Here is a 22,319-nt window from a genome sequence, read left to right as displayed (position 1 = left end):
AATAGTCTCCTTATTTATTAAAACAGTTATTAAGTTTATTAACATCTTCTACTAATTTAATATATTGTTTACTAGTTAATGTTTGATCTTTATCACTTAATGCTTGTTCTTTATTTGTATGAACTTCAATTATAGCGCCATCACACCCAGCAGCAAGTCCAGCCAAGGTTGCTTTATTAACCATCCAATCAACACCAGTACCATGTGAAGGATCAATTAACACAGGAAGGTGTGTCATTTGTTTCAAATAAATTATAGCATTAATATCGATCATATTACGATAAGATGATTCAAAACTTCTAACACCACGTTCACATAAAACAACATTAGGATTACCTTCAGCCATAATGTATTCAGCACTATATAAAAACTCTTTAATAGTAGCTTGAAAACCACGTTTTAATAATACAGGTTTGTTAGTTTTACCAACTGCTTTTAAAAGCTCAAAATTTTGCATATTTCGCGATCCAATTTGAATCATATCAACCAAATCAGCATAATCTATAACCTGCTGAGCACTAGTTAGTTCTACAACAACAGGTAAATCAAAATCATTTCTGATCTTTTGTAAGTAGTCTAAACCAGCAACTTGAACTCCTTGAAAAGAAAAAGGACTAGTTCTTGGTTTAAAGACACCTGCACGCATTAAAGGTGTTTTAGTATTTTTTAAAAGTTGAGCAGTGTCAATTAGATTATTCTCTGTATCTACTGAACAAGGGCCACCAATTAAAGTGAAATCATCTCCACCAATAGCAATATCATTAACATAAACAATACTATTATCTGCTTTAAAGGCTCTTGAAGTAAAAGCAAAGCCATCATTAGTTTCTATAGTTTTAACAATATTGTTTTTAATCATAGTTGTATCTATATTTTTATCAAAAGGTATTATGTAAATATTATTGTTTAAAATAGTTAATTTATACTCAAAAGGTAAAGCTATTCTAGGTAATTTATTAAGTTGTATTATCATTGTTATTTAACTCCTTCATATCATAACTATTTATCATAAAAAATATGACATCTAATATAATATTATACGATTATTAGCATGTTTATGCAAATAAATATTTAAGACAACTAAATAATGAACATATTAAATAAAGGCAAAAGCAAGCACTGTTATTAAAGTAACAAAAATAGTGATGATAATCATTTTTTTAGCAAAAGGTCGAGCTAAATTTAAGATAGTACTACCAACCATACCATCAATATAATCTTCTTTATCATCTTTATTATAATAATATAAGCCTCCAAGTTTAACCTTAGAGGTATTATCATTTAAATCTAATTTTAGATTTTTAATTTTTCGAACACTTTTTTCAACTATAACAGTGCATATAATCATAAATAAGAAAAGTATTATAAACATAATAGCACTTGCCATATAAGTAGGTAAAGAAGCACTTATTGCAATAAAAACAGCACTAACATAAAAAGTATTTTTAATATTTGTATAAGTTTTTTCTTTTAATTCCTTGATAGTTTTATTACTAGTTTTTAAATTTAAATATAAGAATTTATTTTGATAGTCCTTACTAAAAAAAGAACTTTTATATATCTTTAAAATAATAAAGATTACTATTAAAATAATTAGTGCAATTACACCATTTAGTAATTGATCTGATAGTAGCATATTAAAACTCCTTTTTTCTTTTAATTATAACAAGTATTGGTTGTAGATTATATAGTTTACAAATAAAAATTGTTAGAGATAGTAAATGAGTATTGTAATGTCTAGAAGAATGAAGATAAAAATGGTATAATTTTATAGTAAGAACCTAGAAATAAGGTTAAAAGGAGAAAGAAATATGAAATATAATTGTGCCTTGGTTTTAGAAGGTGGTGGCATGCGTGCGGCATACACTAATGGTGTCTTAGATTATTTTATTACTAATGATATTGATTTCAACTATGTTGTAAGTGTAAGTGCAGGTGTTGGTTGTGCAATGAACTTTATTGCTAAAAACAAAGGAAGAGCACAGTTCTTATCAACTGAATATGCTAGTGATAAAAGAATTATGTCAGCAACAAATTTAGTATCAAAAGGTAGTTATTTTGATTTAAATATTATATATAATGTTTTAGATAAAGAAGTACCATTTGACTATAAAACCTTTTATGAAAGTAGTACTGAGTTAATGGTAGGATGTTTTAATTTAAAAACGGGAAATGTTGATTATTTTAATAAAGAATATATTAAAAAAGATAATAGTGTTGTAATAGCTTCAAGTTCATTACCATTGTTATCTAAAGTAATAAAAGTAAACAATACACCTTACATGGATGGTGGTATGCGTGATTCAATACCATTAAATAAAGCTATAGAAGATGGATATCAAAAGCAGGTTATTATCTTAACTAATCCTGCTGATTATGTTAGAAGTAAAGAATCAAGTTTATTTCTAATGAAAATGGCATATCGTAAATATCCAAAATTAATAGAAGCCATGGAAAGAAGACATACAGTATACAATGAAATGATTGAAAGAATAAATAAATTAGAAGCAGAGAATAAGGTTTTTGTTATTAGACCAACTATTAAATTAGAAGTAGGTCGTTACACTAAAGATGCTTTAACCTTAACTAATGCTTATAATCAAGGAGCAACTGATGTTGCTTTTATGAAAGATAAATTATTAGAATACTTAAAGGAGGACTAAAAATGAGAGTAGGATTTATTGGCGCAGGTAATATGGGTGGCGCACTAATTAAAGGTTTAATTGAAAATAAAAAGTATGAAATTAATATTTGTGATCATAATTTAAAAGCACTAACAAAATACGAAAAAGACGTTAATATTACAACTGATGATGCAAGCAAGGTGATTAATGAATCAGATATAATTATTCTAGCAATCAAACCTCATATGTATAAAAATTTCTTAATCGAAAATAAAAATATCATAGGAAATAAATTAATTGTTTCAATAGCAGCAGGTATTTCAAGTAATTTTATGAGTAACTTAGTAAGTAAATACTTAATAGTGATGCCAAATACACCAGCTAGTGTTAATTTAGGAATGACTTCAATAGTAGATAATGATTTATTAAATACAGCTGAAAAAGAAGCAATTGCCGATATCTTTGGATCAATTGGAGAAATAACTCATATTGAAGAAAAAGATTTAGAACTAATGATTACTATAGCAGGTTCTTCTCCAGCTTATTTTGAATTAGTTATAGAAGCAATGTCTAAATTTGCAGTTAAACAAGGTATGGATGAAAAAAGTGCTTATATGATAGCAGCACAAGTAATGAATGCTACTTCAATGATGCAATTAAAAAGTGATTTAAGTCCAAGAGAATTAACTACTAATGTTTGTTCACCAAATGGAACAACTGAAAAAGCTGTTAAATACTTTGATAATAATGGCCTAGCAGATATGTTTGATAAAGCAATGCAAGCATGTTTTGATCGTGCTAAAGAAATGAAAAGAGAAAATGATGAGTCACTTAAATAAGTTAAGTGTTGGACAAAGAATAGAAATTCATAGTTATAAACATGATGAAAAAATCCATCGTGTTTGGAAGTATGGAACAGTAGTTGATATAAACAAAGATTATTTAGTAGTAGTAAATAATAAAACAAGAGTAATTGAAAGTAGTGGTCGTGTATGGTATACCAAAGAACCAGCAGTTTGTTTCTTTTTTAAAGATCACTGGTACAACATTATAAGTATGTTAAGAACTAATGGTATACATTACTATTGTAATATTGCCTCACCCTTTGTATGGGATGGAGAAGCTATCAAATATATTGATTATGATTTAGATTTAAAAGTATTCCCAAACAACTCTATGAGAGTGCTTGATGAAAAAGAATATGCTCAACATGCAAAGCAAATGAACTATTCTAAAAAACTAGATTTTATCTTAAATACTGAATTAGATTATCTAAAAGATGATATATTAAAAAAGGATTCTGTTTTTAGTAGAGAAAAGGTATATCAATACTATGAAGAGTTTTTACATCTTAAAGATATGAACAATTCTTATAAGTAAGTCAAAAAGCTTAATTAAATGATTTCATTTAATAAGCTTTTTTATAAAATAATTATAATAAATGAGGTATTAACATGGAAAATGAAATGATAGCAATGAGTGCATGTTTAAAAGATATCAAAGTTAAATACAATGGTGAAAGTAACAATAATCATAAAGTAGACAGTGCTAAAATATTATTGATATGTCCAGAGGTTTATGGAGGATTAAGCACTCCAAGAAATCCTGTAGAAATAGTTGCTACTTGTAAAAGAAGCAATACTTTTGAACAATTGAAAAAACAAGAAATAAAAATATTAGATAAACAAGGAAATGATTATTCAAAACAATTTTTAGAAGGTGCTTTGAAAACTTTAGAGTTATTAGAAAATAACAATATTAAAAGAGTAATTTTGAAAACTAAAAGTCCAAGTTGTGGTATAAATAAGGTATATGATGGAACCTTTAGTAATCAATTAGTAAACGGTAGTGGTATTTTAGCATCACTACTTAAAGAAAAAGGTTATCAAATAGAAGAGAAATAGTGTCTGAAAGGGAAATAGAGATATGAAAAATATAGTTATAATTGGTGGAAATGCAACGGGGATGAGTGCAGCTACTAGATTAAGTAGAATAAATAATGAAGATAATATTATATTATATGAAAAAAGTGGTATTGTATCTTATTCAACATGTTCAATGCCATTTGTTTTAGGTAAAGTAATTAAAGATCGTAATGCTTTAATAATTAATACTGCAAAGGATATTCAAAATAAGTATGGAGTTCAAGTTAATATTAACCATGAAGTCATCGAAATAGATAAAGCAAGAAAAATAATAACGGTTAAAAATAGAGAAACATTAGAAGAGTTTGAACAAGAGTATGATATCTTAGTATTAGCATTAGGAACTAATCCAACAATCATACCTTTTGAAGGAATAGAAACAGCTAAAAACATATTTACCTTAAATAAAATGGATGATTTAGATAAAATAAATGATTTTATTTTAACAAATAATCCTAAAAAAGTAGCTATTGTTGGAGCAGGTCCAATTGGAATTGAATGTGCAGAAAACTTAAATCGTATAGGAGTAGAAGCAACAGTATTAGATTTAAGTAAGCAAATATTGAATGCCTTTGATGTAGATATAGCACAAATAGCTGAAAAAGAAATAATCAAACATGGAGTAATAATCAATAAAACAATCTCAATTAAAGAAATTTTAGATGAAGGTAAAAGATTACTTCTTACAAATGGAGAATACTTAGAAACTGACATGATTATTTTAGCTATTGGAGTTAAGCCTAATGTTCAACTTGCTAAAGAAGCCGGTTTAAATATTAGTGAAAAGGGTGGTGTCATTGTTGATGAATACCTTTTAACATCTGATAGTAGTATCTATGCAGGTGGAGATATGATTGAAGTTACTAACAGAGTTAATTTAGAACCTACTAATGTTTCATTTGGTGGTGTAGCTAACAGACAAGGAAGAATGATTGCAAATTCAATTATGGGTGATGGTCGACCTTACTTAGGAACACTTGCTACAGGAGTAGTAAAAGTTGGTGATTTAATTATTGCTTCAACAGGTCTTTCTCATAAACAAGCAATTAAAGAAGGTTATGATGCTTTAGTTTGTCATGTTATTGCTAATAACCATAGTGAAAACTTTGAAAATAGTGGAGAAATAACTTATAAATTAGTATTTGATCGCAATACTAGAAGAATACTAGGAGCTCAAGCAATAGGTAAAGAAGGTACAGAAAAAAGAATTGATGTAACTGCAACTGCGTTGTACTATAATGGATTAGTAGATGATTTAATCAACTTAGATTTATGTTATGCTCCACAAGTAAACTACACTAAAGATCATGTAAACATAGCAGGACAAATTGCACAAAATATTCTTGATGAAGTATTCATTCCTTTTTATCCAAAAGATATAAAAAGAATTGTACAAACAGGAACTAATATTATTGATGTCAGACCAGCCTTTATGTATAATCAATGCAAATGTAATATACCTAATAGTATTAATATTCCATATACTGAAATAGAAGATAGTCTAGAAATGATTAACTTTGATCATGATATCTATATTACTTGTAATGAAGGAACAACAGGTTATAAAACGGCACTATTTTTGAAAAGAAATGGTTTTACAAATGATATTTATAACTTAAGTGGTGGTATGAAATTCTTTGAACATGTAAAGAAATAAACAATAAAAAATAACTAATTAAAATAGCCTACAAATTCATCGAATTGTAGGCTATTTATTATATTTAAGTGTTTAATACTTTATTATTTTTTATAAATTAATCCTAAATGAAAACAAGCATTATAAATGCCTTGTTCATTTACAAAATCAGTAATATAAGTTGCATGTTTTTTTAATAAAGGATCAGCATTACCTAAAGCAACACTAGTGTTTGCTAAATCAAACATACCAATGTCATTTAAACCATCTCCAAAAACAACCAAATCATCAGCAGTATAGTCACTATTATCAAGTAAGGCCTTTATACCTTTTTCTTTTAAACCACCACCAGGGTTGACATTTAAGCCATATAAATTCATTCTTGCAAAGATCATCTCAGGAAAGAAAGGTAAAATTTCTTTTTCTCTTTCTTTTGTAATACAAATAGTCATTTGCATGATATCATCAAGATTATCAATTGATTCAACTAGTCGTGGATAATCCATATTGAAGCCATTATAATAATTTAAAATGCTTTGATTATTTTCCCATAATGTTTTAGTACCATCAATATCCCCAACAGAAAAAGGAATATCTTTTTCTATACAAAAATTAACAAACTTTGCAGCTAAATCTTTATCAAAAACATCTTTATAAATTAATTTTCCTTCTAACATTACATAATTCCCATTTAAAGCTATATAAGTATCAAATTTAATATCTGGTATGAAATTCTCAATATAGACAGGCCCTTTACCTGAAGCAATACCAATTATATGATTGTTTTGTCTCAACATTGTTAAAGCTAAGTGAGCACTCTTAGGTAAAATACCGCCATTAAAGTGATCTAGTAGAGTCCCATCTATATCAAATAAACATATTTTTCTTTTCATAATTTTTACTCTCCTTTAAATACTATAATATATATCTATTATTATACTCTTATATTTATAGTAGTAAAACATATTGTTCTATGATTATTAACAAGTATGTTTTAAAGTCTAATAATGTTTGGTATAATGAAAAAAAGGGAGTGGTAATAATGATTAAACAACTTGAAGAAGTAAGAAAGAATATTGAATTATATAAAACAGTAGATGATGTTGTCTTAGTTGGAGTAACTAAAAGACAGAGTATGGATGATATTAAAAAATTAGTTTCATTAGGTGTAAGTAACCTTGGGGAAAATCGTCCACAAGAATTAAGAGATAAGTATGATTTAAATGAAGTAGATGCAAATTGGCATATGATTGGTCGTTTGCAGGCTAATAAAATAAAGTATGTCATTGATCGATGTGTTTTAATACATTCAGTAGATGATGAAAAACTAATGAAAGCAATAAACGATGAAGCTTTTAAAAAAAATAAGATAATGGATATCTTAATACAGATAAATCCAAGTGAAGAAGAATCAAAGCAAGGTGTTGATAAACAAGGTTTAGCAGACTTAGTAGCCTTTAGTAAAACATTAGATAATGTAAATGTTGTTGGCTGCATGTGTATGGCACCATTAACTGATGATAAAACAATTGTAAATAATACTTTTGCTCTAGCTAAGCAATGGTTTGATGATTATGTTGATTTTAAATATCTATCTATGGGAATGTCACATGATTATATATTAGCTTTGCAAAATGGTTCTAACATGCTTAGAATTGGTTCTTTATTATTTTTAGAAGACTAAAATAATATTACAAAAGAAAGAATGATAATATGAAAAATGAACAAAAACCTAATCCGATGACTATCTATCCACTAAAAAATAATGAATCAGTAACCTATGTAAAACCAACGATTACTAATCCTAATATAATTGTTGGTGATTTTACATATTTTAGTGATAAAGACATTGAAAGTCATGTTAGTCATCACTATGATTTTTATAATGATAAATTAATAATAGGTAAGTTTACCCAAATTGCTGCAGGAGTAAATTTTGTAATGAATGGAGCTAATCATCAAATGAATGCTGTATCAACTTATCCATTTTATATTTTTGATGGATGGAAGCAAGAAATACCTAGTTTAGATGATTTAGTAAATAAGGGTGATACTATTATTGGTAATGATGTTTGGATTGGACAAAATGTCACTATATTAGCAGGTGTTAAAATAGGAGATGGAGCAATAATTGGTTTGAACAGTGTTGTAGCAAGTGATGTAGAAGCATATAGTATAGTTGTTGGAAACCCTGCAAGAATGATTAAAAAAAGATTCGATGATGAACTGATTGAATTAATGCTAGAATTAAAATGGTGGGATAAAAGCATTGAAGAAATAGACAAACTTATTCCATTACTAACTTCAAATGACCTTGAAAATACTAAAATTAAAATAAAAAAAATGCTTTAATCAATTTTGATACTTAATATAAAAAAGCCTAAAACATAAATGTTTAAGGCTTTTTTGATTAGGCTGACCAATTATTAGTATTATTAACTTCACTTTCATTTTTAATTTTAAACGACATTAATGCACCTACGACAATTAAGATAATAGCAATCATAACTAAACTTGCTGTAGTTACAAAGATATAAGAGTATGCAATAGTTGCAACAACAATAATCCATAACAGAATTAAACGAAATACTTTGTTAAAACCATTTAAGAGATTTATTATCATTATACCTGTTAGTAACCCTAACAAAGTGAAATAAAAGGCATCTTTTAAAAATATTCCTAAGATAAATGCATAGGTAAATGAAGCTATCATAATAATAGCAAGTAAAACTGTTCGTAATCCATTGTTCATAATAATCTCCTTAAGAAAAAGGAAGTATTTTATACTTCCTTAGATTTTGATTTTGGTAAGATAAATTCAAAACAAACAGCATATTCTTCATCATTATTTATATTATAAATATTAGGTGTTGAATGGTGTTGTTCTAATATTTGTTTAACAATAGTTAAACCTAAACCAGTACCATTTTTATATTTAATTCTTGAATCATCAGCACGATAGAAAGGTTCAAATAAATGAATAATTCTTTCAGGATCAATATTTGTGCCATGATTATATACTTGTACTAAAACATGATCAGAAAAAGATGAGGCAAATATCTCAATCTTAGCTCCTTTATCAGAATATCTAATAGCATTTTCAATAATATTTTTAAAGACCATTGACATACTTGATAAATCAATATCAACTATTGCATCGGTAACAACTATTTCTAAATCAATCTTATTTTCTCTAAATAAATATTCTAAACGATTTACTGTATCATATATTAATTTTTCCAAGTGATAAGGTTTCAATGTTAATTTCATATCACTAACTGAAAACTTAGCATAACTAAGTAAGCTCATAACTAAATTTTCCATATTATCGACTTCTTCCATCATTGAATCAATATGATCAAAAGGATTTTTATATGGGCCTATTTGTTCTTTAATACCTTCTAAAGTACCTTTTAAAATAGTAATAGGAGTTTTCAATTCATGAGACATACTTGCAAATAATTGCACTTGTTTTTCTCTAGATTCTTTTTCTACAATTACATTTTCTTTTAATTTATTAATAGAATGTTGTAATTTATCAGATAAAATATTAATATTAATAGCTAAATCACCAATTTCATCATTTCCAACAACTTCTACTTTATTAGAAAAATCTAAATTACTTATCTGTTTAGTAACATAGCTTATCTTTTGTAAAGGAGTTGAAATATAACGTGCTAATATATAAGATAAAATTGCTGAAACAACAACAGTTGCAACAAATATTAATAAATAAGATTGTTGTAATAATCTTATAGCACTACCATATTGCACATAGTGTGTAGTCATGATATATAAAGTATCATTTAAACAAAACTCTTGAATTAAATAATCAGATTCAAAATTAGTTGGAGTACTAATGCTGACATCATTTTCTTTAGCATTAATGACTTTGCAAGTATCTGCAATATCTTGTTTAGTATTTTGTTCTTGTGTAAAAAAGTTAGAAAATTCAGAATTAGCTGAACTAATTGTATCAACTCTTACTTCATTATTAGCATTATCATAGTAAACTTTTTTTAAATCAATTTGATTTTCGTATAAGTAGTCAATAATATCATTTTCATCAGATTTTAATCCTTCACGTACATTTGATAATTGTTGAGTTATACGACTATCTTCACGTCCTTGGTTATGTTGGAACAAGGAATCTTGAGCTAGATAGCTAGAAAAAGCAAAGAATAAGGCAAAGCAGAAGAAAGTTATGAAAAATCTAGTATGTATTTTCATCTATTTGGAATTTATATCCTGTTCCAAAAACTGTTTTAATATATACTGAAGCTAATCCAATTTTTTTACGTAACTTCTTAATGTGTGTATCGACAACTCTTTCATCACCATCATAATCTAATCCCCAGATAGTATTAAGGATATAATCTCTATCTAAAGCTTCGTTTTGATTTTCTAAAAAGAATAATAATAAATCATACTCTTTAGGCATTAAATGAGTTTCTTCACCATCAACATAAACACTTTTTCCTACAGTATCTACTCTTAGAATACCTGCTTCGATAACACCTTTATTTTCAAAGGCTACAGAATCACGTCTAAACACTGCATCTACTTTCTTTCTTAAAACATTTAATGAGAAAGGTTTTGTAATATAATCATCAACAGTTAAATCATATCCTTTAATTTGAGATACTTCATCATCTAATGCAGTAAGTAAAATATATGGTACTGTTGAAGTTTTTCTAATTTCTTTTAATAGTTCCCAACCATCCATGTTAGGCATCATAATATCTGATATAACTAAATCAATATGTTCTTCTTTAAATATTTGATATGCTTCTTCACCATCTTGGGCTTCAAACACATTATATCTATCTGTTAGTATTGAAATAATAAGATCCCTTAATTTTTCTTCATCTTCAACTATAAGTATTGTCTTCTTAATCATTGTTAACACCTCTTTTATTGTATTTTAATTTATTATATAATACCTAAGGTAAAAAAACCATAATAATGGACATAATTTGAATATGGTCACATTTTGTAAAAAAATAAATCATATATTATTAAATAAGAAAATCATTAATAATTATAACAATAAGTGATAAAAAGATTAATTATAACTTATATTAATATGAATATTAAATAAAAAATTATTATTTAGCTTAAAATATTTAAGATATACGGACTATTAGTATAAAAAAATATGTTTAAAAAACAATAAGATATTTAACTAACTTGTATTAAACATAAAATTATAATAAAATTATAGTATATGAAAAAAATAAGAAAGAGTTGAAATATAATATGGGTAGAAAATGGAATAACATTAAATATGCAAAAGCTGCAAAGGATGCTAATAGATCTAAAATCTATGCAAAGTTTGGAAAAGAAATATATATGGCAGCAAAACCAGATCCAGATCCAGAAAGTAATCGTAATTTAAGACAAGTATTAGATAAAGCTAAAACTTATAAAGTGCCAAGAGAAATTATAGATAGAGCAATAACAAAAGCTAAATCTGGTGTTGATGAATCTTATACAGATATTAGATATGAAGGATATGGTCCAAGTGGTTCTGCTATTATAGTAGATACATTAACAGACAATGTTAATAGAACAGTTGCTGAAGTAAGATCTGCTTTCAAAAAAGCAGATGGAAATTTAGGAGTAAATGGTTCAGTATCATTTATGTTTAGTCCTACAGCTGTATTTGGCGTACCTGAAACTGATGCAGATGAACTTTTAGAAAAATTATTAGAAGCTGAAGTTGATGTGAATGATGTTGAAAACGAAGATGGAAAAACTATGATTTATGGAAATTCAGAAGCATTTCATGAAATACAAGAAGCTTTAAAAGCTACAGGTATTGAAGAGTTTGAAGTTGCTGAAATTACAATGCTTGCAAATGATTTAATAGCATTAGATGAAGAAGCTGCTGAAGGATTTGAAAAATTAATAGATACTTTAGAAGATCTAGAAGATGTACAAGAAGTATATCACAATATAGATTTATAGAAAAAGGCCCTAATAAAGGGCTTTTTATTATTTTAACTACTATTTTATGATTAAATCTAGGTTGTATTTATCAAATATAATTATTATCTATTTAAAATGTTTTAGTATAGTTATATATTAATTAAAAAATTTATTTAGGTTTCTAATATCAATATCTTGTAACATCTCAATAATTAAAAATGAACAATTAGAAGTTGATTGAATAACAAGATTTTCTCTAATAACACTAGCAGCATCATGTTCAAACATAATCTTATTGTTTAGTAATATTTCACCACTTAAACATACTATGTAAGCTTGTCTATTATGTTTGATTTCTAAATTATACTCTTTATTCTTCTCACTTTCACAAACATATAAATTTATGTCTTGATCAATTTTAATAAAAGCATTTTTAGCACTACCAACCATATGTAATAAATTATTATGTCTTTCTTCCTTAGTAAAACTAATAGCATCATACTTTGGAATAGTATTTTTATGTTTAGGAGTAACAAACATAGTAATCATCTGTAAAGGAGTATCTTGTTTGTTTCTTTCACTGTGCATAATACCAGTCCCAGCATGGATAAATTGTAATGATCCTGCCTTTAAAACCGTTTTATTTTTTAAATTATCAATATGAGTTAAAGTTCCACTAACAACATAACTTAGTATTTCAATATTTTTATGAGCATGGGCATCAAAACCTTTCATCGGTAGAATTAAATCATCATTTAAAGCTTGTAATACACCATAATTCATTTTATTAGGTGCATAGTAATCAGCAAAACTAAAATGGTAATAAGTATCTAACCAAAAAGGTGCTTTATTTTTTTTGAATTTTTCTTTTGTATGTATCGTTATCATATATATCACCTCTTAATTGAATTATACTAAATAACAAAATAATTATAGAATGATTTGCATAACAAAACCACTTTTACAAGTGGTTTTAAGATTATATTAAGCTTTTGCCATTTCTAATATTACAAATAATGAATTTTCTTCTGCTTTAATTTCAATATTTTCTTCAACTATTTCTGCAGCATCACCATGATTTAAGACAACATCATTAACTTTGATAGAACCTTCAGCATTAACAATATAAGCTTGACGATCTTTGCCAATATTAAAGCTTAATGTATTATCCTTATCTAATTCAGAGTTATAAATATTCATGTCTTGGTTTATTTTTATTGGTGCATCACCACTTTTTGAAGATACCATTTGTAATAGTTTGTTATGACGATCTTCATAAGTAAATCGATAATCACCATAATTAGGTGTGTGTGAATCAGCATCAGGTAAAATCCATATTTGGAAAAAACGCAATATTTTATCACTATCATTCATTTCGCTGTGAACAACACCAGTACCAGCACTCATGTATTGTACATTACCACGAACTAAAGTATGTTTATTTCCCATACTATCAGCATGAGAAAGTTCCCCTTCAATTACATATGAGACAATTTCCATATTTTGATGAGGGTGAGGAGTAAAGCCACGCCCAGGTTGTACTAAATCATCATTAACAACTCTTAATGCACCAAAGTTGATATTTTGTGGATTATAATACTCTGCAAAGCTAAAATGAAAATGTGAATTTAGCCAAGATGGTTGTGTGTTTCTTCCTAAATTATTATACTCAATTTTTTTAATCATTTAAATTTCTCCTTTTTTTATTTTATAGATTAATAATAGCACTATTCAATTGTATATAATATATATTAGACTCAAAGTACACAAAAAGATAATATAAATCATTGTTTGTGTATAGTTAATGTCTTTAAAAGTATTTTAATAGATATATTGCCTTTATGTTTTATAGCATTAACTATATTTGTTATAATTATATAAGGAGGTATTAAATGAATATATTATTAGGAATAGGTTTGGTATTATTGTTTTGTTGTGTTTCAAGTAAAGTAATGTATAAATTTGGAATGCCTACACTTGTATTGTTTTTAGGATTAGGTATGTTTTTAGGAAGTGATATTTCAGGTTTAATATACTTTGATAATGCAGATTTAGCAGAACAAATTTGTAATGTTGCTTTAGTTTTTATAATGTTTTATGGTGGATTTGGACTAGACTGGAAAAAAGCTAAATCAACAGCTTTACCAGCAGGAGTACTTGCTAGTTTAGGTGTAGCATTAACAGCATTATTTCTAGGGTATTTAATTCATATTATTTTTGGATTAACTTTAGTTCAAGGATTAATATTAGGATCAATCCTTGGTTCAACAGATGCTGCTAGTATATTTTCTATTTTAAATTCACACAATTTAAATTTGAAAAATAATTTAAATTACTTATTAGAAATAGAAAGTGGATCAAATGACCCGACTGCTTATATGTTAACAACTATTTTTATTGCTATAGAACTAGCTAAGTCACAAAATATCTTTTTAACTTTAATAGTTCAAATAGTAGTAGCAATAATACTTGGATTAGGCATAGGTAAACTTGGAGTTTATTTAATCAATAAGATTAACTTAGAAATAGATGGTTTGTATTCTATTTTGTTAATATCAATTGCTTTATTATCTTATTCAATTACAAGTGCACTTGGGGGTAATGGCTTTTTAGCTGTTTACTTTACCGGTATTGTAATAGGTAATTCAAGAATTGTACACCGTTTTTCAATGATTAAATACTTTGATGGATTAACTTGGTTAATGCAAATATTACTGTTTATAACTCTAGGATTGTTATCATTTCCAAGTACTATGAAAGAACATCTATTAGATGGGGTAATAGTAGCTTTCTTTATGTTTTTTGTTGTAAGACCAATTGTAGTATTTCTAATCTTACATTTCTTTAAAAGATATGACTTTAAGCAAAAAATACTAATATCCTGGGCAGGATTTAGAGGTGCTGCCTCTATCGTATTTGCAACATACACTTTAACTGCAAACTTAGATAATGCTGATTGGTACTTTAATGTTGTATTTGTTGTAGCACTACTATCAGTCGTTTTTCAAGGTACACTATTTGTGCCATTAGCTAAAAAATTAGATTTAGTAAGTGATGATGTCAATAACTTAACAAACTTCTATGCAGAAGATGGAACAATTTCAGCTCAGTTACTAGAAGTAGATATTACACCAACATCACCAGCTTTAAATAAAAAGATTATTGATTTTGATATACCAGAAGAAGTATTAATTATAATGATAAGAAGAAACAATAAAATTATTACACCTAAAGGTAATACAAAATTATTACTAGGAGATAAAATATTAATAGGTGGACCACAGAAAAAATTAATTGCACTTGCAAAAGAATTAGAAAATAGAAAATTAAATACTTCTATTGATTTTGAACAAGAGATTGAACAAATATAAAATACATTGCTATTGTTCTAATATTTTAGTATAATATTAATGTCCTAGAACTTGGCCTTTAATAACTCCATATTACTTGCTAGGTCGTAGGCTTAAATTCAAAATTAAAGGAGAAACAAAAATGATTACTAAACAAAAAAAATCAGAACTAATCAAACAATTTGGTCAAGATGAAAAAGATACTGGAAGTGCAGAGGTGCAAATTGCAATTCTTACTGAAAGAATCAACAATCTTAACGTTCACTTTAAAGAGCACAAACATGATTTCCACTCAAACCGTGGATTATTAAAATTAGTAGGTAAAAGAAGAAATCTTCTTGCTTACTTAAAAAATAAAGATGTAGCTAGATATCGTGAATTAATCAAAGCATTAGGATTAAGAAGATAATTAAAAAAGTTAGGGTAATTCCTAACTTTTTTTTATAAAGGAGAAATTAAAAATGGAAATAAAAGATGTTAGTATAATAGGTGCAGGTCCAATTGGAATGTATGCTACTGTATATAGTTTAATTAGAGTAATGAGTGTAAATTTAATAGAATCAATGCCAGAGTATGGTGGACAACCAAACAGTTCATATCCACAAAAAGATATATATGATTTACCAATGTTTACAAATATTAAAGCTGAAGATGTAATAGCTAGACTAGAATCACAAATAGAGTATAATCGTAAAGACTTATTAGATGTAACATTCAATGAAGAAATTGTTAAAATAGAAAAAGAACAAGATTATTTTAAAATAACAGGAAAAGATAATAAAGAATACTATTCAAAAACAATTCTTTTAACAACAGGTAGCGGAATTCTTACTCCAAGAAAAATAGGAATTGAAAACGAAGACAAATTACCAAATATATTTTATACTGTAAAAGATCTAGCTGTTTTTGATAACAAAACAGTAAGTATTTTAGGTGGTGGAGACAGTGCATTAGATTGGGCATTAATCTTAAAAGATAGTGCTAAAAAAGTAAACATTGTCCATCGAAGAAATGAATATCGTGCTAAAGAAGATAGTATAGAAAAACTTAACAATTCAAATGTAAATCAATATATGAACTATTTAGTTGAAGAAGTTAATGAAGTAGCTAATCATACAGAAATAACACTACAGGAAAAAGACACAAAAAATGAAGTTAAACTTGAACAAGATATCATCTTAGTAAACTATGGAAATGTTTCTAAAGTATCCGATTTTGGTGGTTTAAAAGTAGCTTCAAATGTCTTTGGATATGAAACAAATAGACTATTTGAAACAAATATTGAAGGATTGTATGCATGTGGAAATGCAGCCCATTATGAAGGTAAACCTAAGCTAATAAGCGTTGGTTTTGGAGAGGTTCCTGTAGTAATAAATACTATAAAAGGCTATGTAGATCCAAGTTCAAAAGGTAAAGTTTTTTACTCTAGTGTTAGCGCATCCAAATAATTGTTAAGATATCAACTCATTAAATGTAAATACTTGATAAAATTTAAATATAAAATTGATTTTTTAATGTAGATAATGTATATTAAAATTGTAAATAAAATACATATATTCATAGGAGGATATACATTATGAAAAAAATTGCAGGTTTAGCAACTGCTTTTGCTTTAGCAATCGGTTTAACTGCTTGTGGTGGTTCATCAACTGCTGATTGTAAAGCGACAAGTGTTATCGTAACTGATACGGGTGGAGTAGACGATAAGTCATTTAACCAATCAACATATGAAGGATTAAAAAGATATGCTGATGAATTAGGTAAAGAGGGTGCTTGTAATGCATCACCAATCCAATCTGCATCAGCTGCTGATTATGTTCCAAATCTAGAATCAGTATCAGGTAAAGACAACGCATTAGTAGTTGCTGCTGGATACTTATTTGAAGATTCAATGAACGATGTTGCATCTAAAAATCCAGATCAAAAATATTTAATTGTTGATACTGTTGTAGAACAAAAAAATGTTGTTTCTGCTGTATTCTCAGCTGAACAAGGTTCATTCTTAGCTGGTGTTGCTGCTGCTGAAAAAGCTGTAGAAGCTGGTAAAGATACTGTTGGTTTTGTTGGTGGAGCTGAAGGTCCTATCATCGGTGCTTTTGAAGCTGGATACATTCAAGGTGTTAAAGCTGTAGACAAAAACATCAAAGTTTTATCTCAATATGTTGGTGCTTTTGATAAAGCCGACGTTGGTAAAACTATAGCTGCTAAAATGTATGATCAAGGTGCATATATTATTTTCCAAGCTGCTGGACAATCAGGAAACGGTGTTATCAATGCTGCAAAAGAATTAGTACAAGCTGACAAAGATGTATGGGTTATCGGTGTAGACAGAGACCAATACGAAGATGGAAAAGTTGGAGACAAATCAGTAATTTTAACTTCAATGGTTAAAAAAGTAGATGTTGCTGCATATAATGTTTCTAAATCAGTTTTAGAAGGTAAATTTGAAGGTGGAAAAACAATTACATTTGATTTAACAAATGATGGTGTTGGTCTTCCAGATGAAAATCCTAACTTAGAAAAATCAGTTATGGACAAAGTAAACGAACTTAAAGCTAAAGTTATTAGTGGAGAAATCGTAGTTAGTCCTAAAAAATAATAATTTAATTTTAAGCTAGTCATATAAGACTAGCTTTTTTATTGCTTGACTATCAAATTGCTAATGGTATAATATTCAAAGGTGATGAAATAATGGAAGATGTTATATCGAGGATATACAAAAAATTAAATAGTAGTAAAGAGACTTTTCTACTACTAGAATCAAATGATATACCACTAATATGGGAAAGTAAGTTTGGTGGTATGCCTTATATGTTAGAAAAAGATATGTATCCAGTTACTCTTGATGAAGGAGAACCATACGAATTTTTATTGCAAATAAACTTTGCAGATCTACCAAAAAATGATTTATTTCCCTCAACAGGTTTAATTCAATTTTTCTTAAATCATAACTATAATTATGATAAAGAAGATAAACCTTTTATAGTGAAATACATAGATAATATAGAATATGATGAAAAGAAAATAGACTTTGATATTGATGATGAATATGAAATAAATGATTTTGAATCAGATCTTGAACAAGAAGAAGATGAAGATGAAAATGATCATATGATTGATGAAGAATACAAAATAATATTTGAAAAAGCACTAGATGAAGTTAATCCATCATCATTAGAATGGAAATCATTCTCTTTACAACTAAGTAAACAATTAGAACCCTTCAAAAATAAATTAGAAGATTATGATAAAGTGGTTAGTAGTGATGGTTACATTCGAGACTTATCATTTATTTTTGAAAATGAAGATGTCGAAGAAGTAATGTATGCAAACAAGTTACTAGGTTATCCAGCAAATCCAGGTAAAGATATTCGTTTTATTAATAAAAAGTATCAAGATTATATTTTATTACTACAATTAAATCCTGATACAGAAGCTTATGATAATGATGATGAAATAAGTATTGAATGGTTTATCCATCCAAATGATTTAAAAAATAAAAATTTTGATAATGTTATTTGTTCATATTTTTATGACATAGATAAAATATAATAATACTAAATCGACACTAGTCGATTTTTTTTATACAAAAAAAAGACTAAATCAATATAAATTAATTTAGTCTATAAATATTTATTTAGAATGCGTTTTATTAATAATTAAAGGAACAATAATTGGGTTACGTGTTGTTTGTTGGTATAAATAAGGACCAACATTATTTTTCAATGCCTCTTTAATTTCTTTAAAAGTAGGCTTTGTTTTCATAACCTTAATCATAGTCTCATGTGCTAGACGTTGTGTTTCTTTAATTAGTTCCGTATTTTCTTTCATGTAAATGAATCCTCTAGAAATAACTTGAGGTTTTGCTACTAATTTATTAGCTTTAGAATCAATAGCAACCATAATAGCAATAACACCATTATTAGCTAAGTGAACTCTATCTCGAATAACTTTAGTAGATAAACCAGAGATATCATTTCCATCAACATAGATATCATCACTATGAACACGACCACCTAATCTGATTTTATGTTTATTTAATAATAAAACATCTCCATTAGATAGTACACTAATGTTTTCTTTAGGAATTCCAACTTCTTCAGCCGTTTTAGCATGAGCTTTTAACATTCTGTATTCACCATGAACAGGGAAGAAATAGGTTGGAGTCATTAATTGAAACATTAATTTTTGTTCTTCTTGAGAAGCATGCCCAGAAGTATGGATATTATTTAAAACTGATTTAGTAATAACTTTAGCACCAGCTTTAGATAACTTATTAATAATATGATTAATACTCATTTGATTTCCAGGGATAGGTGAACTAGAGAAGACAACCGTATCATTAGGAATAATCTTAACTTTGTGAATACCATTTGCAATTCTACTTAAAGCAGCAAGAGGTTCACCTTGAGATCCAGTACATAAAATTAGCGTTTGATTAGGGGGTAGCTTTAAACCAATATTAGGCTTAACAAATAAATTATCTTTAACCTTGATAATACCACTAGCTCTTCCAACATCAATAACATTTTCCATACTTCTACCAAATACAATAACTTTTCGATGGAACTTATCAGCTGCCTCTAAAATTTGTTGTACTCTTGAAACATTAGAAGCAAAAGTTGCAATTATTAGTCTATTAGGAGTATTTCTAAAAATATTATTGATAGATTCAGATACTTTCTTTTCTGACATAGTGAAATCTTCAACTTCAGAGTTAGTGCTATCTGAAAGAAGTAAATCAACACCTTCACTACCAATTTTAGCCATTTTTTGAATATCGGCTTTATCACCAACAGGTGTTAAATCAAACTTAAAGTCTCCTGTTGTAACAATTCGACCATTTGGAGTTGAAAATACAACACCATATGCATCAGGAATTGAGTGGTTTTGTCTGAAAAAATCCACCTTTATCTTTCCAAACTTATATTGAGAGTCACTAGTAAACTCAATTATTTTAATATTCTGTTTTTTCTCACTTAATTTTTTTCTAATTAAAGCTGCCGCTAATGGCGGAGCGTATATTTCTTTAATATCAAGTATTTGGAGAAGGAATGTTATTCCACCAATATGGTCCTCATGTCCATGAGTGATAATTAGTGCTTTAAACTTATCATTATTTTCCTTTAAATACGAATAATCAGGAATTACATAATCAATCCCAGGTAAGGCATTATCCCCAGCAAACTTGACACCAGCATCAACCAAAACGATTGAATCCTCGTGTTCGATGCAGTATGAATTTTTACCAACTTCACCTAAACCACCAAGACAAAATATTGCTGTATCATTTTTACGTTTTTTCATCTATGAATGTATGATAGCAATCTATCATACCCTCCTTTCATTTTTTATTATCAATCTTTTATAGTATATAAATATGACTATGTAATTATATCACATTTGTTATATTTATTAAAGTTAATACATATATAGTAGAAAAGAATAACATATATGAATTATCTAAATAAAATTAGACACTTTTATACTATTAAGCGATTATACATTATATAACATTATATATATGAACATATTATTACATATAATTAATAAAATAGATATGCTATAATTAGTGTCAGGGTGATAAAATGATAAATAAAATTAAAATAGCATTTTTTGATATGGATGGAACACTTTTTGACCATTCAAGAAAAATAGTTTCAAAAGAAGTAATAGAAGGTTTGAAAAAGCTAAAAGAAAATGGTGTAATACTTTGTATTGCAACAGGTAGACCATATGAAATGTTAAATCAAGTAAATAGTTATATTGATGAAATTGATTTTGATTATTTAATAACAAGTAATGGACAATCAATTTATGAAAAGAGAAAATTAGTATATCGTAACTTTTTAGATAAAGAAGATGTAAAAACAATAATAAAGATTGCAAAAAAACATAATTTAACATTAAACTTAGTAGGAGATAATACTAATATAGTAACTAAGAAAAACGATTTATTAAATATTTCATGTGAATCTGTAGGTTTTGAATGCCCAACAGTTACTCAAATAGGAAATGATTTTGATAGAAATGTTGATCATGCTGTTATTTATGAACCATTAACATATCGAAAATACTTTGTAAACAAACTAAAAAATTCAGTTATAACATATTGGTCAAGTGATGTTTTTGAATTTACACCAGATAATGGCGTAAAAATACATGGTATAAAAATATTATTAAAACAACTAGAAATTGATAAAGATAATGCCATCGCTTTTGGAGACGGAGCTAATGATGTAGAAATGCTAGAATATGTAGGTTTTGGTGTTGCTATGAAAAATGCTACTGATTATGTTAAAGAACATGCTGATTATATAACAGATGATGTTCAAGAAGATGGTGTTTTAACAGCATTACAAAAAACAAATTTAATATAATAAATTGATCTTAATATTAATGTATTAAGATTTTTTTATAATTTATCTATATTACTAAGCAGTAATACTTGCATTCTATTTTACTGTGTGGTAATATAGATACGAGGTGATACAATGGAAAGCCAAATCTTTAAATTACTTGGGGATGAGAATAGATTAAGAGTAGTTGTTTTACTTTTAAATAGAGAGTTATGTATGTCACATATATCTTTAGGTTTAAAATTAAAACAGGCAAATACATCAAAAATATTAAAAACATTAAATGAAGAAGGCATTGTTAGTATAAGAGCAAAAAAGAATAATAGATATTATTCTATTAATGAGCAGTGCATCAACAAATATCCAGATATCTTTGAGTATATAAGAAAACTACAAAGTAATAAAATATACTTAGAAGATTTAGAATATGCTAAATCAATAGAAAACTGCGGTTGTCAAGATAACTGTGAATGTCGTTTTTAAGGGAGAAAAAT

24 protein-coding genes are annotated in these 22,319 nt (G+C 27.2%); 15 read left to right on the top strand and 9 right to left on the bottom strand.

What is annotated here, in order from left to right; translation table 4 throughout:
- Nucleotides 1–10 precede the first annotated feature (10 nt).
- Both aroF and ACD762_RS05560 read right to left on the bottom strand, forming a co-directional pair.
- Entirely contained in the window at nucleotides 11–973 is a 963-nt protein-coding gene (aroF, locus tag ACD762_RS05565) for a 3-deoxy-7-phosphoheptulonate synthase (protein ID WP_423363004.1), read from the bottom strand.
- Nucleotides 974–1,096: 123 nt separating this feature from the next.
- Complete coding sequence (locus tag ACD762_RS05560) at nucleotides 1,097–1,636, bottom strand: hypothetical protein (RefSeq protein WP_423363003.1); 540 nt, start codon at nucleotides 1,634–1,636, stop codon at nucleotides 1,097–1,099.
- Nucleotides 1,637–1,811: 175 nt separating this feature from the next.
- Here ACD762_RS05560 and ACD762_RS05555 point away from each other — a divergent pair, with 175 nt between their 5' ends.
- The 5 genes from ACD762_RS05555 (at nucleotide 1,812) to ACD762_RS05535 (ending at nucleotide 6,206) form a co-directional block, all read left to right on the top strand.
- Entirely contained in the window at nucleotides 1,812–2,663 is an 852-nt protein-coding gene (locus tag ACD762_RS05555; protein WP_423363002.1) for a patatin family protein, read from the top strand.
- Nucleotides 2,664–2,665: 2 nt separating this feature from the next.
- On the top strand, nucleotides 2,666–3,463 hold the full coding sequence (gene proC, locus ACD762_RS05550) for a pyrroline-5-carboxylate reductase (protein WP_423363001.1): 798 nt from the start codon (nucleotides 2,666–2,668) through the stop codon (nucleotides 3,461–3,463).
- Nucleotides 3,447–4,004 carry a DUF402 domain-containing protein gene (locus tag ACD762_RS05545; RefSeq protein WP_423363000.1) on the top strand — a complete coding sequence of 186 codons (558 nt, stop codon included), beginning with the start codon at nucleotides 3,447–3,449 and terminating at the stop codon, nucleotides 4,002–4,004. The genes proC and ACD762_RS05545 overlap by 17 nt, the downstream gene beginning before the upstream one ends.
- A 74-nt stretch (nucleotides 4,005–4,078) precedes the next feature.
- Complete coding sequence (locus ACD762_RS05540; protein WP_423362999.1) at nucleotides 4,079–4,528, top strand: DUF523 domain-containing protein; 450 nt, start codon at nucleotides 4,079–4,081, stop codon at nucleotides 4,526–4,528.
- A 22-nt stretch (nucleotides 4,529–4,550) separates the two neighbouring features.
- Nucleotides 4,551–6,206, top strand: a complete 1,656-nt coding sequence (locus tag ACD762_RS05535) for an FAD-dependent oxidoreductase (RefSeq protein ID WP_423362998.1) — start codon at nucleotides 4,551–4,553, stop codon at nucleotides 6,204–6,206.
- Between the two features lie 83 nt (nucleotides 6,207–6,289).
- Here ACD762_RS05535 and ACD762_RS05530 read toward each other — a convergent pair whose 3' ends face one another.
- Entirely contained in the window at nucleotides 6,290–7,078 is a 789-nt protein-coding gene (locus ACD762_RS05530) for a Cof-type HAD-IIB family hydrolase (RefSeq protein WP_423362997.1), read from the bottom strand.
- A gap of 149 nt (nucleotides 7,079–7,227) precedes the next feature.
- Here ACD762_RS05530 and ACD762_RS05525 point away from each other — a divergent pair, with 149 nt between their 5' ends.
- Both ACD762_RS05525 and ACD762_RS05520 read left to right on the top strand, forming a co-directional pair.
- Complete coding sequence (locus tag ACD762_RS05525; RefSeq protein WP_423362996.1) at nucleotides 7,228–7,869, top strand: YggS family pyridoxal phosphate-dependent enzyme; 642 nt, start codon at nucleotides 7,228–7,230, stop codon at nucleotides 7,867–7,869.
- Nucleotides 7,870–7,898: 29 nt separating this feature from the next.
- Nucleotides 7,899–8,537, top strand: a complete 639-nt coding sequence (locus ACD762_RS05520) for a CatB-related O-acetyltransferase (RefSeq protein ID WP_423362995.1) — start codon at nucleotides 7,899–7,901, stop codon at nucleotides 8,535–8,537.
- Between the two features lie 58 nt (nucleotides 8,538–8,595).
- Here the strand turns inward: ACD762_RS05520 and ACD762_RS05515 are convergent, their stop codons facing one another.
- Genes ACD762_RS05515 through ACD762_RS05505 form a run of 3 tightly spaced genes read right to left on the bottom strand, consistent with a single transcriptional unit; the run spans nucleotide 8,596 to nucleotide 11,085 of the window.
- On the bottom strand, nucleotides 8,596–8,937 hold the full coding sequence (locus ACD762_RS05515; protein WP_423362994.1) for a hypothetical protein: 342 nt from the start codon (nucleotides 8,935–8,937) through the stop codon (nucleotides 8,596–8,598).
- Between the two features lie 29 nt (nucleotides 8,938–8,966).
- Nucleotides 8,967–10,415 (bottom strand): sensor histidine kinase, encoded by a 1,449-nt coding sequence (locus tag ACD762_RS05510; protein ID WP_423362993.1) that lies wholly within the window; start codon nucleotides 10,413–10,415, stop codon nucleotides 8,967–8,969.
- A complete protein-coding gene (locus tag ACD762_RS05505) occupies nucleotides 10,399–11,085 on the bottom strand; it encodes a response regulator transcription factor (protein ID WP_423362991.1) in 687 nt (228 codons plus the stop codon). Before ACD762_RS05505 ends, ACD762_RS05510 begins: the two co-directional genes overlap by 17 nt.
- A 359-nt stretch (nucleotides 11,086–11,444) precedes the next feature.
- Here ACD762_RS05505 and ACD762_RS05500 point away from each other — a divergent pair, with 359 nt between their 5' ends.
- A complete protein-coding gene (locus ACD762_RS05500) occupies nucleotides 11,445–12,155 on the top strand; it encodes a YebC/PmpR family DNA-binding transcriptional regulator (RefSeq protein WP_423362990.1) in 711 nt (236 codons plus the stop codon).
- Between the two features lie 117 nt (nucleotides 12,156–12,272).
- Here the strand turns inward: ACD762_RS05500 and ACD762_RS05495 are convergent, their stop codons facing one another.
- A complete protein-coding gene (locus ACD762_RS05495) occupies nucleotides 12,273–13,004 on the bottom strand; it encodes a pirin family protein (RefSeq protein WP_423362989.1) in 732 nt (243 codons plus the stop codon).
- Between the two features lie 96 nt (nucleotides 13,005–13,100).
- Complete coding sequence (locus ACD762_RS05490; RefSeq protein ID WP_423362988.1) at nucleotides 13,101–13,802, bottom strand: pirin family protein; 702 nt, start codon at nucleotides 13,800–13,802, stop codon at nucleotides 13,101–13,103.
- A gap of 206 nt (nucleotides 13,803–14,008) precedes the next feature.
- Between ACD762_RS05490 and ACD762_RS05485 the strand changes: the two genes are divergently transcribed.
- The 5 genes from ACD762_RS05485 (at nucleotide 14,009) to ACD762_RS05465 (ending at nucleotide 19,018) form a co-directional block, all read left to right on the top strand.
- Complete coding sequence (locus ACD762_RS05485; RefSeq protein ID WP_423362987.1) at nucleotides 14,009–15,487, top strand: potassium/proton antiporter; 1,479 nt, start codon at nucleotides 14,009–14,011, stop codon at nucleotides 15,485–15,487.
- 121 nt (nucleotides 15,488–15,608) lie between these two features.
- On the top strand, nucleotides 15,609–15,875 hold the full coding sequence (rpsO, locus tag ACD762_RS05480) for a 30S ribosomal protein S15 (protein ID WP_423362986.1): 267 nt from the start codon (nucleotides 15,609–15,611) through the stop codon (nucleotides 15,873–15,875).
- A 52-nt stretch (nucleotides 15,876–15,927) separates the two neighbouring features.
- A complete protein-coding gene (locus ACD762_RS05475) occupies nucleotides 15,928–16,914 on the top strand; it encodes an NAD(P)/FAD-dependent oxidoreductase (RefSeq protein WP_423362985.1) in 987 nt (328 codons plus the stop codon).
- A 128-nt stretch (nucleotides 16,915–17,042) separates the two neighbouring features.
- A complete protein-coding gene (locus ACD762_RS05470) occupies nucleotides 17,043–18,065 on the top strand; it encodes a BMP family lipoprotein (protein ID WP_423362984.1) in 1,023 nt (340 codons plus the stop codon).
- A gap of 92 nt (nucleotides 18,066–18,157) precedes the next feature.
- The gene (locus ACD762_RS05465) at nucleotides 18,158–19,018 is read left to right on the top strand and encodes a DUF1963 domain-containing protein (RefSeq protein ID WP_423362983.1); all 861 of its coding nucleotides are present in this window, start codon (nucleotides 18,158–18,160) and stop codon (nucleotides 19,016–19,018) included.
- A gap of 81 nt (nucleotides 19,019–19,099) precedes the next feature.
- On the opposite strand, the gene ACD762_RS05460 is transcribed toward ACD762_RS05465, so the two are convergent.
- Nucleotides 19,100–20,773 (bottom strand): ribonuclease J, encoded by a 1,674-nt coding sequence (locus tag ACD762_RS05460; protein WP_423362981.1) that lies wholly within the window; start codon nucleotides 20,771–20,773, stop codon nucleotides 19,100–19,102.
- A gap of 281 nt (nucleotides 20,774–21,054) precedes the next feature.
- Here ACD762_RS05460 and ACD762_RS05455 point away from each other — a divergent pair, with 281 nt between their 5' ends.
- Together ACD762_RS05455 and ACD762_RS05450 are read left to right on the top strand one after the other, a co-directional pair.
- A complete protein-coding gene (locus ACD762_RS05455; protein WP_423362980.1) occupies nucleotides 21,055–21,846 on the top strand; it encodes an HAD family hydrolase in 792 nt (263 codons plus the stop codon).
- A 114-nt stretch (nucleotides 21,847–21,960) separates the two neighbouring features.
- Nucleotides 21,961–22,308 carry an ArsR/SmtB family transcription factor gene (locus ACD762_RS05450; RefSeq protein ID WP_423362979.1) on the top strand — a complete coding sequence of 116 codons (348 nt, stop codon included), beginning with the start codon at nucleotides 21,961–21,963 and terminating at the stop codon, nucleotides 22,306–22,308.
- Nucleotides 22,309–22,319: the final 11 nt, after the last annotated feature.

The organism is Mycoplasma sp. P36-A1, assembly GCF_049478495.1.
Lineage (GTDB): Bacteria > Bacillota_I > Bacilli_A > JAJDGJ01 > JAJDGJ01 > P36-A1.
Note: the sequence above shows the minus strand (reverse complement) of the source record. Positions and strands in the feature narration are given on the sequence as shown.